The organism is Anabaena lutea FACHB-196 (assembly GCF_014698305.1).
Taxonomy (GTDB): Bacteria; Cyanobacteriota; Cyanobacteriia; order Cyanobacteriales; family Nostocaceae; genus Anabaena; species Anabaena lutea.
Window position 1 is genome coordinate 74492 of record NZ_JACJST010000023.1, and the last position, 12273, is coordinate 86764.

Consider the following 12273-nt stretch of genomic DNA (forward strand, 5'->3'; position numbering starts at 1 on the left):
TGCATTATTCTCCAGCTTTTCTATTTTAGACTTTAGTTTTCCAACTAAAGATCTCAAATTTTTGCTCATTAACCTGAAATCATCTTAGTCATCAGCTGCTCAATATTACAGCGTTCTACAATTTCTGGTAGTTCTTTTTCAATATCAATCGGAGTACCCCTTTTAGCAATCGCTTTAATTTCTTGGAGAATCTTAGCCACCAAATCTTTGTTTTCAGCCAATTCTGCTCTGCCAATTTGCTTCATAGCTAGTTCTACAGCAGTGTATCCTGATTGCATCCCTAATGCCAAGCTACTTTTTTTTCCTAGAATTTGTGGATTTAAGCTTTGATAAAGCATCTCATCTTTGGCTACAGCTTTTACATGAACCCCGGCATAGTGTGTAAAGGCATTTTTACCTGTTATTGGTTGATGCGGAGGAATTGAAATATGAGAATGTTCACTGACAAAATTGTATAAATCTTGTAAATAGCCTAGTTGCCAATGATTTCCTTCTTCACCCATTTCTCTTAAATTTATGAGTAATTCTCCTAAGTCTACAATACCTGCTCTTTCTCCTAGTCCCATGACACTAACATCAATAATGTCAGCCCCGGCTCTATAAGCATCCAGTGCATTTGCTAAAGCCAAACCTTTATCGTTGTGGCAATGAACCTCTATTTGCGGATATAAATCCTGTTTTTTGAGTTCTTCTTTCAGAGTTTTAACATAATTAAAAATACTGCGTTGGGGATGAAAAGGATTTGTATAGCCTGTCGTATCCGCTATGCTAATTATATTAACTCCTGCTTTGACTGCCGCGCTGGCTGCTGCAATCACATTTTCTATAGGTGAGCGAACTGTATCTTCTGGTGTATACCTAATCAATAAATCATTTTTTTGCTCTCTTGCGAAATTTATTACTTCCACAATTTTCTCAATTGCTGCTTCTAAACTAATGTTGTAGTCTTGGTACAATCGCTTTTTGGAAACACTAAAAAAGACACCTAAAAAATCTATCCCACAATCTAATGCTTTTTGAACATTATCTATTTTACAAAGTGAATGAGCGCCTATTTTCGCTTTTAAGCCTGCTTGAGAAATTAGATTAATAGCTAAAGCAATATCGCTATCAACTGCTGGATTACCTACTTCAATAATATCAATTCCGATTTGATCTAAAAAGTGGGCAATTACCAATTTTTTTTCAGGAGAAAAATAAACTCCAGGAGTTTGTTCTCCTTCTCTAAGAGTAGAATCAAGGATTTTAATCATAGCTACGATCAATTTAGAGAATTTAGATCTAAGCCTTTACTAAGACTTAGGTGAATTAGACGCATATCTTGGCAAATGTTTGTCACATATTAGGTTGTCTCCATAAGTTCATTATTCCCCCCCTATCAACGAGGGAATAAATTTTTTTAAATCTCTCTTTTTAAGGTATATACTGCGGTGGAAGGGTTTCCAGTCCTAAAGCCAGTAGCGTGGTTTGAAGAAAATATAAGAGTTTTTAATATCTTATTAATCACTGTTCAAACATTATCTTAATATGCCATACCACAACACAAAGAATAGTTAAGACACGATTAATTCATCGTTACCCTAACATGAGAAACTTGAGCTTACTTCACAGTTTTATGGAAAATTAAACAACCAACAAATGATTAGCTGAATTCCTGCTCAGAAAATATGCATATACACAGAATGGATGTCAAATTTAAATATAAAAATAATATCAGTATTATGCACATAAATATTTAAATGAGCAAATTTCTATATGCTCATTTATCGTTATTTGACATAAGTCTCGGAAGTAGAACTACAATACCCTGCCTTGACAATAGCTGGTGAAGTCGCAATCAATTGCGTTGACATCTGGAAAGAACTAGCCAAAAGTCCCCTCAGTGTTACGCGACTGAGGGGATGTTCTTCAAGAATACAATATTTACAAAATTTCATACAGCTGCACCCCGTTGACCAACGCAGAAATTGTGCTACAATTATCTGCGGCAATCTACAAGTTGCTACTCATACCATTGTTGGTGTTTAGTAGTAGCCGTGTTGTTTTTCCGGCTCTGGTTGTGTCATAGCAAAGTTTGATGCATCGTACAAATAGCGGCTAGCTTCTTCTTCTAGGCGGTGAATCAGATAAGGCTCAATGGCATTACCCTGTCTCAGTGCGGCTAGATATCCATCCAAATACATCCGCATATCATCAATGCGATAACCGCGATTCCATAGCTCGACGAAGGCGTCAGTCAGTCTTTGGTAATAACGGATGGTTTGTGTGTCTTGGAGCATAACTGCTGTGTTTATCTCTTGGGAATGAGAATTGTAAATGATCTACACTCAAAAGTGAAGTATGACTTCCTTCTTAAGTATTAACCTAAAGTTAATATTTTGACGTTGGGTGAGACCCCCCAGCAGCTAAAAACTTATTACATCCTAATCCAAAAAAGCTAAAATATGGTTATTTGGTAAGTTTTGTTTACGATTTTATTTATTTTTCAGCCTTGTTTGATACTTTATTGTCACGGTTTACAATAACTACAAATTAGGGTAAGTAGTCCCAGGCTGATATATATTTCAAGTTAAGCGTGATTTCTTCAACAGAGCTTTTCCACTAACTAGTAAAAAGTTTTCAAAAGACTCAGACCAAAATTAAGATATTTACTTGAGGAACTCCAAAACACAAATCATCCGATTTCACAGGATCAAAACGATTTTTCCTCCCTCTGCCAGATCGCTCCCCTGCCCAAACAGCGATAAGATATTTTTATTCGGAAGTCCTTAAGGAATGCGGTAGACAAAGGGAAAATTAAATTTATTGCAAGGTTTTATAGGAGTAAATGTAAAGATTATAGCAGTTGAAGTAACAAAGGCTACAAAACGTTGAGCTTGAGATTGTTAATTTGAGAGTCATCGACGCTAAGGGGTCTTGCCACTGTGGGTTCGGTTTGTATTGAAATCGTTGAGGGGAATCCCCATCTGAGGTCGTTGCTTGGTTGGCACTTGCAACAACTGGAATACCGAGTACATCAAGCCGCCAGCATTTATCAAGCAAGGGAAGTGTTTTTAAGTCATCAACCGACACTAGTCATTCTAGATGCGGATTTGCCAGATGGTGATGGAATCGAGTTTTGTCGTTGGTTAAATCGTCAACAACAGCCTCTAATTTTAATGCTTTCTGCCCGTAATAATGAAGCTGATATTGTTGCAGGCTTAAAAGCAGGAGCAGATGATTACTTGAGCAAACCTTTTGGAATGCAAGAGTTTTTGGCTAGGGTAGAGGCACTGATTCGTCGCAACCGTACACCTACTGCACCAGCTTACTTGGATTATGGCACTTTGCAAATCGATTTGGTTCAGCGCCGTGTCCGCTTTCAAGGGGAGTTTATCGATCTTACACCCCAAGAATTTAGTTTGCTGTATGTTTTGGCGCAAGCTGGGGGAGTACCTTTGAGTAGGTCGGAATTATTACGTCGTGCTTGGCCTGACGCTATTGATAATCCGCGAACCATTGATACTCACGTTTTATCACTGCGGAAAAAGGTGGAACTTGATCCGCGTCAACCCAGCTTAATCCAAACTATCCGCAATGTGGGATACCGATTTAACATAGAAACTTTGAATGCTAATGTTCCGCAATCACAAACAAAGTTAGCGAAAGAGAGATTCAGTAATCCACGTTCTACCCTTGCTACTCAAATCTCTTAGGGTAATGGGAACTGGGGATTGGGGAATGGGAAGGAGAAGATGGGGAGACACGGGGACGCAAAGACGCGGAGAAAATTACCAATTACCCATTACCAATGACCAATTACCACTCCTCAGATGCTTGAATTTCAGCTTGTATCAAGCGGGCTTTTAAGTCCTCCCAGTCTATCTCAGAGGTTGGTTGGTTTGCCAATAATTGACCTTGCTGGAGATGTAATAACCGGGTGCTAAATTCTTGGGCTAGGTCAAGTTGGTGGTTTACCATCAAAATCGCTGTTGTAGGGGGTTGAGTTAGTTGGGTGATGATGTTGATCAAACGTGAAGCTTTACCAGGGTCTAAGGCGCTCACAGGCTCGTCTAACAGTAAAATTTTGGGTTGGATGACTAAAGTACGAGCGATCGCAACTAACTGTCTTTGTCCGGCTGAAAGTTGTACTTCGGTTCGTCCTAACCATTCATCAGGAATTTGCAGTTGTTCTTGCCAGTAACTGATTCGTTCCTGAATTTTCAGCTTAGACAAACCACGCAAAACTAAAGGATAAGCCAAGGCTTCCCCAACTGTCATCCCCAACAGCTTAAATTCTTGCTGTAACAGCGTCACCTCTTGACGTAGCTGAATAATCGGAATTTGGCGATATTCTTGATTTTCCAGATAAATTTTACCGCTACTTGGTTCACTTAAGCGGTTAATGAGACGCAGTAAGGAAGTTTTACCAGCACCAGCAGTACCGACAATGGTAATGCGATCGCCTGAAAACACCTCAAAGCAAATATCCTGTAAAATTGGATATCCTGGCAAATTGCTCTGAACCTGACTTTTCAGCTTTGTAAACAGATTAACTTGCTCTAGCCTAAGTACGGTTTTTGCAGTCAAATTATCCAAGTTTTCTAAAAGGACGTTTGGAAAAAATTAAAGAAATTACAGCAGCAGTCAGCAGTCAGGAGTAAAACTGGCTTGGTGTCTAGGTTTCAACTTAGATTCTGAACCTCATTGATCTGCAATCTGCTGTAAACAAATAAACTAGATTCAATGGTCTCTCGACTCGCAATTTTATAAGTATTGTAAGCGCTCAAACTTGTGATTGAGCGCTACTTAATATTCTAAGACTGAATAGGGTTATCTCTAGGATTTACCAACCTCAGCAACTTTTGCTTAATTTGCGAATCGAAAACTTCCCATTTCATTTTCGCATAAGTAGAATTTTCATTTCCCCCAGATAAGAAACCCATTGGAATTTCAAAGCCACCAGCACCAGTGCGTCCACCACCAAAAAACCTCCCAGCACTATCTTGTCCAAAGGCTTCTTTGATAAATTCATCAGGGTCTAAAGTAAGTTTTGTGGTTCTCAGGGAACCTATGACTACTTCTAGTTCGTCATCTTCATCGTGAACTATCCCGTACACTACAGCTGTGTGGACGTTTTCTTCTGTCACCAGAAAATCAGCCGCTTGGGGAATTGCGTCCCTATCGTCGTAGCGTAAATAACCAACGCCGGCTATGGAAAAGTTATTTTGGACAATGCGGTTTTTGAGCGATCGCTCGATCACATCCATCACCCGCTTAGAACGATTCGCCTGTAAAATGGCATTGAGCAACTGAGCGTCATAAAATCGGCTCAAATACGCAGCTGCCATAAAATCTTCTTCTTGCGCTTGCATTAACCGATTTGTATCAGAACGCAAGCCATGCATCAAAGCAGTTGCACATTTAACGTGTTGGCTAACACTGCTATCTAATTTTAGTATCCCCGCTTGTAAATACTGGGTAAAAATAGTTGCAGTTGCGCGCACATAAGGACGGACATCGAAAAACTCGGCTTTGAGTTCCCCCTGCAAACTATGATGATCAACCAGCACTACTAGCGGAATTCCAGCCTGTTGTACTGCTGGTAATAGTTGCGACGTAGTTCCCTGGTTATCAATCAATACAAAACCTTGATAAGATGACAAATCTTTAGTTTTCAGGGTTTGCATTGTCCAGCGTTGAGCCGGTAAGGTCGTCAGCTTAACTAACGCTATGTTCTCTTGGTGGCTTAAAGTCCCCGCATAAATAATTTCGCACTTGATATCGTATTGTTGAGCAATTAACTGGTAAGCCCAAGCACAAGAAAGCGCGTCAGGATCAGGAAAATCTTGTAAAATTACTAACTGACGCTCATGTCTATGTCCAAGAAGTGTCTTTTGCAACTCTTCTGATTTCTGAGCAGCGAGGGAATTACCACGTTGAGCTAAATAGATACTTCCTTCACCATTCGACGACAGTGGTAAGGACGGTCGGGTAAGTAGTGGAAGTTCAATTGATTCTTTATCTATTTCAACTTCCTCCGGGTTCGGTTCTAATGACAAATTCTCAAATTGAGTCAGTGAAGAATTCAAGTACATAAGGAATTTTGGTTGAAGCGTGATGGCTCGTATTATGCCTTCAGAGATATTCCCATCGGTGCATCACTGGTTTTGCCACACATCTATGATCTTGGCAAAAAACTAGATTCTTTACACTGCGTGTGGCAGTTTATTTTTTGTTATCAGTACAACTTGGCAGAATTTAAAATAGTCTCACCGGCTGGGGATACAAAATTCCAAAGGCTGATTTAACAAGAGTTTTTCAGCAATTTTGAAGTATTGGCTCATTTTTGCCGCACTGGACTAGTAGTCTGTCAAGGGATTGTTAAATCAGCCTAGACTGTGTATGTAAACTGGACTCAATTACATCTGACTGCTCCAACTTGATTCAATTTCATCATCTTTTTCTCGTCTTTTACGGGATAAATCAGCAGATTTTTATTAAAAGCTCATAAAAGCCTTGAATATTTGTCTGACTTAGGGGATAATAAAAAGCTCTTATTTCACACTAGTTTTAAATTTCACACTTGCTACTCCTAATACATTTTTATTATGTTTAATGAACATTAAACAACTCTTTTTCAGGAAAATCTGCCTTTGAGCCTAACTCTTTGGTAATTTTTATAAATTTACTCATAAATAATCTATACCTTAAGAAAATAAGGTATGATCAAGAATCGGTGTGTTAAATAGCCTGAATTCTGGGAAACTGAATATTCCAGCTTTTAGGAACGTCACCGGCAAGCTGTAAGATAAGAAATCTCCAAGCTGAGTCATCGAAGAATTGTGGTGTAATGTGTTGACCAACGTCAAACAATAACACCTACAGATGAAGACTGAATTCTCCTGAGGTCTGAATTGATTATGTGTAACGTCAAAGTCCTATTACATATTTTTGCCACTCTTGGTGAAGTCCACTCTTCAGATGTTTTGTCACCTCGAAATACAGGCTGCTATGAGGTTGACGAGGTAGATGGCGCAAAGGCATCCGGGCTTCTTGCGGTGTGCGACAGCCTTTTTTGACGTTGCAGCGTACACAGGCAGTAACAATGTTCTCCCATGTGTCACCTCCTCCACGCGATCGCGGCATCACATGATCTAAGGTCAACTCATCTCCTGTGTAGCCACAGTATTGACAAGTATGACTGTCACGATGCAATATATTCCGGCGAGTAAGTGGAATTTCTGTATAGGGAACACGCACGTAATGACGCAACCTAATGACGGTTGGCAATGGAAAATCCGAGTATATGAATTTGCCGTTATGTTCTACGTGTTCTGCTTTGCCTTTAATCAACAAAACTATGGCACGTCGCCAACTCGTGATGTTGAGAGGTTCGTAAGAGGCGTTTAGGACTAAAACCTTCCCCATTGATGTTAGCTCAAGGTATTAGTTTTTGATATTTTAACACAGATATACCTTCCTGGGGAGATGAGAATAATTTATACTTCCTAAATAATTTGCTGGCAAGTGATAGGAGTCAGGAGTCAGGAGACGCTTCGCAGACCTCCGGTTCAGGAGTCAGGAGTAAAACTGGCGAATGTGTCTAGGTTTCAATTTAGATTCTGTACCTCATTGATCTGCAATCTGCTGTAAATACGATTAACAGGAGTTTGAAAATATAATTAATCTCAACTAAAATAATTCCCAAAGCATTAGTTTGTAAACAATTCTCGGTTTCCCGTATCCTTTACCTGGCATAGTTCCAAAAGCGGCAAATTAGCCACAAAACCAGAATAGAAGTAGTTTTTGGTGTTGACTTTCAATTTTGAATTTGCTATCATGAACCTGACAAGGAAGAACTATCTAATCTAAATAGTTGTTGAGAAGAGATTTTAGAGTGATGAAGTAGGTGATGAGCTTTGCTAAACCTACGTATGGAAACTCATAATTCAAGACTCACCACCATCTTGTACAAGCTCCCGGATCAGCGGTAAACTTTCCTGATTAAATTGATATGGCTTTGCAGGGTAGCAAGCCAGAATCATTAGATAATCTGGAAGCTTTGCAGTGGTGTGATAGGAGTGAAGTGTAATGTTTAGTAGCAAGCAAACCCCTACTTTTGCTGATAGTCAGGAACGTGATACCTATGCTTGGTTTTCCCAACGGGCTTGGGTAGAAATTGATTTGGGGGCGTTGTCCTATAATGTTAAGCAGTTAGTAAAGTTTTTATCACCACGTACCCAGTTAATGGCAGTAGTAAAAGCTGATGCCTATGGACATGGGTCGGTAACAGTTGCAAAAACTGTATTGGAAGCGGGTGCAAGTTGGTTGGGAGTAGCTACAGTTCCTGAGGGCATCCAATTACGGGAAGGTGGCATAAAAGCCCCAATTTTGATTCTAGGGGCAATTAATACAAAAGAACAAATTCATGCGATCGCTCACTGGAAACTGCAACCGACACTATGCAACCCTAAACAAGCTTTAATATTTTCTAATACACTTGAAGCCATAAACTATAATTCTCCACTACCTGTACACATCAAATTAGATACAGGAATGTCTAGATTAGGCACAAATTGGCAAGAAGCTGCTGATTTTGTACAGTTGGTACAGGGATTGCCTCTTCTTGATATTGCCAGCATTTATTCTCACCTAGCAACAGCCGATAGTCCTGACGCTACAGTCATGCAAGAGCAGCATAGACGATTTGAGGAAGCAATTACACAAATCAAAGCCAGAGAAATTAAAATTCCTAGTTTGCATTTAGCAAACTCAGCCGCTACTCTTGCAGATCCAAAATTACACTATGATCTGGTGCGTGCAGGTTTAGCTATTTACGGACTCTACCCCGCAACCCATTTAAAAAACAAAATCCAACTTCAACCTGTTTTACAACTCAAAGCACGAGTTACCCAAGTTAAAACCATAGCCCCTGGAACTGGTGTCAGCTATGGTCATCAGTTTATTGCACCCAGAGAAATGCGTATTGCTGTTGTCGGTATTGGTTATGCTGATGGAGTTCCCCGCAGTCTTTCCAATCAAATGGAAGTATTAATTCGTGGTCAGCGCATACCACAAATTGGCACAATTACAATGGATCAAATCATGTTAGATGTGAGTTCCATACCCGATCTGCAAGAAGGTGAAATAGTCACTCTACTGGGAGAACAGGGAAAAGAACAAATATCAGCAGATGATTGGGCAAATCAGTTAAACACCATTTCTTGGGAAATTCTCTGCGGCTTCAAGCATCGTTTACCCCGTGTAGCGGTCATGTAGCATCAGTGATCAGTTATCAGTCTCTTCACTGTTTACTGATAACTGTCACCAATTACCTATTGCCATCTATGATTTACTATGCTATTATAAATTTCTGATGCGGATGTGGCGAAATTGGCAGACGCGCTAGATTTAGGTTCTAGTTCCGAAAGGAGTGAAGGTTCAAGTCCTTTCATCCGCATTTATAAATAAATAGTCTTAGGTAAAGTGAAGACTTTGCTCATATAGATCTTATTTGCTAGAAATAGGATTTAGAAACTACGTATTGACAAAAAAACTGAATATGGGTAGCGATAAAACTACATCTTTCGTAAGGGTTTAGCACTGCTAAAACCCTGCAATATTCAGTCAATTCACCATCAACAGAATAATTAATCAAAGTCTGAAACTAGCTATTTTGGTAATTCATTCCATGACTAATTTTTAAAGTGCGTAAGTTATGGGATTTTATGTACATTAGCTTATAGTTCTAGTTCTAATTGTTGTTCGTTCTCTGGCGTGGGGAAGATTTGGGGAAGTTGATCAATTTGGAAGTACTGGTGAAATTTGGGTGTGACTTGTAACGAGTATGAACGAGAATCGCTGTCTCGACGTTTGCGGACAAAACCCAATTCCACAAGTTCGGGAACGTGTTGATATACTCCTGAACCGCGTAAGTTAATTAAGTCAGTTTGGAGTATGGGACTATGGAGAGCGATCGCTGCTAAAGTCCGTAAAGCGCCTACACCTAATTCCACAGGTATCAAAGTTTGTACTAAATCATGAAAATCTGACCGCACTTGCAAACTGTAACCATCGGAGGTTTCGACAACTTCCAAAGCACTATCTCGACGGGCATAATTATCCATGAGTTCAATTATGCCTTCTTCGGCTGTAGAGCGATCGCACCCAGCATACTCGGCAATTTCACTTAAGGACAAAGGTTTACCCTTTAAATAGAGAATTGCTTCTATTTTGATTGCTATAGATATATTTTTAGGCATTTTTAACCAAGAGCTATTGTGCAGGGTGCAGGGTGCAAGGGGCAAGGTACAGGGTGCAGGAGGCAGGAGGTAATTATTTCTCCCCATCTGTGCGTCCCCGCGTCTCCCCATCTCCCCATCTCCCCATCTCCCCATCTCCTCAATCCTCCTCTATTACCTATTACTGAGGATAAATTCTGCGATCGCTAAATCTTGGGGAGTGGTAACTTTCAAATTAGTCTCCTCTCCTGGTACTATACGCACTTCAATACCGCATTTCTCAAACAAAGCTGCATCATCCGTAACTTCCCAACCTTGACGTACACCCTCAGCATGGCATTGTTTTAACAACTCCACATCAAAACCTTGAGGAGTTTGAGCCGCCCAAAGTTGACTTCGCTCTGGTGTACTTTGAATTATGCCACTTTCATTCACAACTTTAATTGTGTCTTTTACAGGTACAGCAGCAATTAACCCAGAACAATGGCGAATAGCTTCAGCACAAGCATTGAGTAAATCGGGTGTAGCTAGACAACGAGCGCCATCATGAATTAATACTTGTTTAGCATCTGCTGGTAATGCCTGCAAACCATTGTATACTGACTCTTGCCGGGTGGAACCACCAGCAATTAATTTTATGGGTTTAGTTAGTTTTAAATCAGCCATAATTGCTTTTAAGTCTTCCCAGTCATGAGGTTGGGAAATAATTCCTATCCAACTAATAGAGCTTGCTGCTTCTGCGGCCAGCATTGTCCAGGCAATAATTGGTTGCGAGCGTAACTGTAGTAAAAGTTTATTGCGATTAGCACCCATTCGTTTGCCGGTGCCAGCAGATGGAATTAGTAAATACACAACTTTCCTAAATTTTAAAACTGGGGACTAGGGACAAATCAATTCCAATTTCCAATTTCCAATTTCCAGCGAACTTCTGCCTCATGGAGACTGCTTTTGCTAAGGGATTAACCAATTACGAATTATGAATTACGAATTATCAACTATCCATTACCTATATTCCCCTAAAATAAGGAGCGAGTAAGCTTCCATAAATATTATGCGTGTAGTAGCCCTTGTACCTGGCTCAATTGGCAACCAGATTCTCTTTTTTGCCACTTTAGATGACCTGAAGCGTTATTACCCGAACGCTCAGATAGATGTCATTGTGGAACCCCGGTCAAAGGCTGCATATCGAGTGAGCAAGTCAGTTCACGAGGTATTGACCTTTGATTACAAAGACCGTAACAGTCTAGCAGATTGGGGTAACTTGGTTGGCACGATCCGCGATCGCGAATATGATGTCGCCATTGCTGTTGGACAAAGCTGGTTAGTAAGTTTGTTTCTCTGGTTAACGGGAATTCCCACACGTATTGGTTACAAAGGTAAGGGTGCTGGTTTTTTCACCAACACGATATCAATGAACACATCCCAATATACGGCAGCGATGTATCATGGCCTGTTGCAACCTTTGGGAATTGACACACCATGCCCAGAGTTAGCAGTAAATGTACCCAAATCAGATATTGAATGGGCGCAACAAGAGCAAAAACGCCTAGGAATTCATGAAACAGGTTACATCCTCATCTATGCTGGTTCTGGCCAGTTATCCCAAATTAATAATTCAGATACAAGCTATCCTGTAGCAAGTTGGCAGCAAATTATTCAAGATTGCCAACAAAAACAGCCACAGTTACCAGTGGTGGTGATTAAAGAGGCTGACGATGATAAATTTGTGCGTTCACCCAAGTTGGGCGTAACGCCATCCCTTCTAGAATCTTGTCCAGATATCAAGGTTACTTCCCCCGATAATATTGGCAAGTTGACTGCCATAATTGGCGGAGCGAGTTTAATGATATCTATCGACAGCACACCACTACAACTAAGTGTGGCTGTTCAAACTTATACTATCGCTTTACTGGGTTCTATCGATCCAACAGAGTTGTTACCAAAAAGTGATAAATTTCTGGCGATTAAATCCCCTACTGGTAAAACAGCCGATATTTTACCTGCAACCGTATTAGAAAAAATCTGGGGTGGTTGACTACCCATTTTAGAT

At 40.2% G+C, this 12273-nt stretch carries 10 protein-coding genes and 1 tRNA gene; 4 read left to right on the forward strand and 7 right to left on the reverse strand.

The genetic code is table 11. From position 1 onward, the window contains the following. Positions 1-68: 68 nt before the first annotated feature. Together H6G59_RS21165 and H6G59_RS21170 are read right to left on the reverse strand one after the other, a co-directional pair. On the reverse strand, positions 69-1253 hold the full coding sequence (locus H6G59_RS21165) for a LeuA family protein (RefSeq protein WP_190718010.1): 1185 nt from the start codon (positions 1251-1253) through the stop codon (positions 69-71). A gap of 771 nt (positions 1254-2024) precedes the next feature. After that, positions 2025-2279 carry a DUF6761 family protein gene (locus H6G59_RS21170; protein ID WP_190718013.1) on the reverse strand — a complete coding sequence of 85 codons (255 nt, stop codon included), beginning with the start codon at positions 2277-2279 and terminating at the stop codon, positions 2025-2027. A 645-nt stretch (positions 2280-2924) separates the two neighbouring features. On the opposite strand from H6G59_RS21170, the gene H6G59_RS21175 reads away from it, so the two are divergent. Continuing rightward, positions 2925-3695, forward strand: coding sequence for a response regulator transcription factor (locus tag H6G59_RS21175; protein ID WP_071187879.1), 771 nt, complete (start codon positions 2925-2927; stop codon positions 3693-3695). 103 nt (positions 3696-3798) lie between these two features. Here the strand turns inward: H6G59_RS21175 and H6G59_RS21180 are convergent, their stop codons facing one another. The 3 genes from H6G59_RS21180 to H6G59_RS21190 form a co-directional block, all read right to left on the reverse strand. Continuing rightward, on the reverse strand, positions 3799-4578 hold the full coding sequence (locus H6G59_RS21180; protein ID WP_190718016.1) for an ABC transporter ATP-binding protein: 780 nt from the start codon (positions 4576-4578) through the stop codon (positions 3799-3801). 218 nt (positions 4579-4796) lie between these two features. Then, on the reverse strand, positions 4797-6077 hold the full coding sequence (locus H6G59_RS21185) for a DHH family phosphoesterase (protein WP_190718020.1): 1281 nt from the start codon (positions 6075-6077) through the stop codon (positions 4797-4799). A gap of 835 nt (positions 6078-6912) precedes the next feature. Further along, positions 6913-7410: an HNH endonuclease gene (locus H6G59_RS21190; RefSeq protein ID WP_190718022.1), complete on the reverse strand. Its 498-nt coding sequence runs from the start codon at positions 7408-7410 to the stop codon at positions 6913-6915. A gap of 663 nt (positions 7411-8073) precedes the next feature. Between H6G59_RS21190 and alr the strand changes: the two genes are divergently transcribed. Beyond that, positions 8074-9261, forward strand: coding sequence for an alanine racemase (alr, locus tag H6G59_RS21195; RefSeq protein ID WP_190718025.1), 1188 nt, complete (start codon positions 8074-8076; stop codon positions 9259-9261). A 99-nt stretch (positions 9262-9360) separates the two neighbouring features. Continuing rightward, positions 9361-9442: transfer RNA gene (locus H6G59_RS21200), tRNA-Leu, on the forward strand. A gap of 280 nt (positions 9443-9722) precedes the next feature. Here H6G59_RS21200 and scpB read toward each other — a convergent pair. Both scpB and ispD read right to left on the reverse strand, forming a co-directional pair. Further along, on the reverse strand, positions 9723-10244 hold the full coding sequence (scpB, locus tag H6G59_RS21205; protein WP_190718087.1) for an SMC-Scp complex subunit ScpB: 522 nt from the start codon (positions 10242-10244) through the stop codon (positions 9723-9725). Positions 10245-10397: 153 nt separating this feature from the next. Next, the gene (gene ispD / locus H6G59_RS21210; RefSeq protein WP_190718030.1) at positions 10398-11075 is read right to left on the reverse strand and encodes a 2-C-methyl-D-erythritol 4-phosphate cytidylyltransferase; all 678 of its coding nucleotides are present in this window, start codon (positions 11073-11075) and stop codon (positions 10398-10400) included. Positions 11076-11274: 199 nt separating this feature from the next. Between ispD and H6G59_RS21215 the strand changes: the two genes are divergently transcribed. After that, positions 11275-12258 carry a glycosyltransferase family 9 protein gene (locus H6G59_RS21215; protein ID WP_190718034.1) on the forward strand — a complete coding sequence of 328 codons (984 nt, stop codon included), beginning with the start codon at positions 11275-11277 and terminating at the stop codon, positions 12256-12258. The last annotated feature ends 15 nt before the right edge of the window (positions 12259-12273 follow it).

Coding starts and splice junctions, on each gene's coding strand:
- H6G59_RS21165 (WP_190718010.1), bottom strand. CDS start 1,253: ATGATTAAAATCCTTGATTCTACTCTTAGAGAAGGAGAACAAACTCCT.
- H6G59_RS21170 (WP_190718013.1), bottom strand. CDS start 2,279: ATGCTCCAAGACACACAAACCATCCGTTATTACCAAAGACTGACTGAC.
- H6G59_RS21185 (WP_190718020.1), bottom strand. CDS start 6,077: ATGTACTTGAATTCTTCACTGACTCAATTTGAGAATTTGTCATTAGAA.
- H6G59_RS21190 (WP_190718022.1), bottom strand. CDS start 7,410: ATGGGGAAGGTTTTAGTCCTAAACGCCTCTTACGAACCTCTCAACATC.
- alr (WP_190718025.1), top strand. CDS start 8,074: ATGTTTAGTAGCAAGCAAACCCCTACTTTTGCTGATAGTCAGGAACGT.
- scpB (WP_190718087.1), bottom strand. CDS start 10,244: ATGCCTAAAAATATATCTATAGCAATCAAAATAGAAGCAATTCTCTAT.
- H6G59_RS21215 (WP_190718034.1), top strand. CDS start 11,275: ATGCGTGTAGTAGCCCTTGTACCTGGCTCAATTGGCAACCAGATTCTC.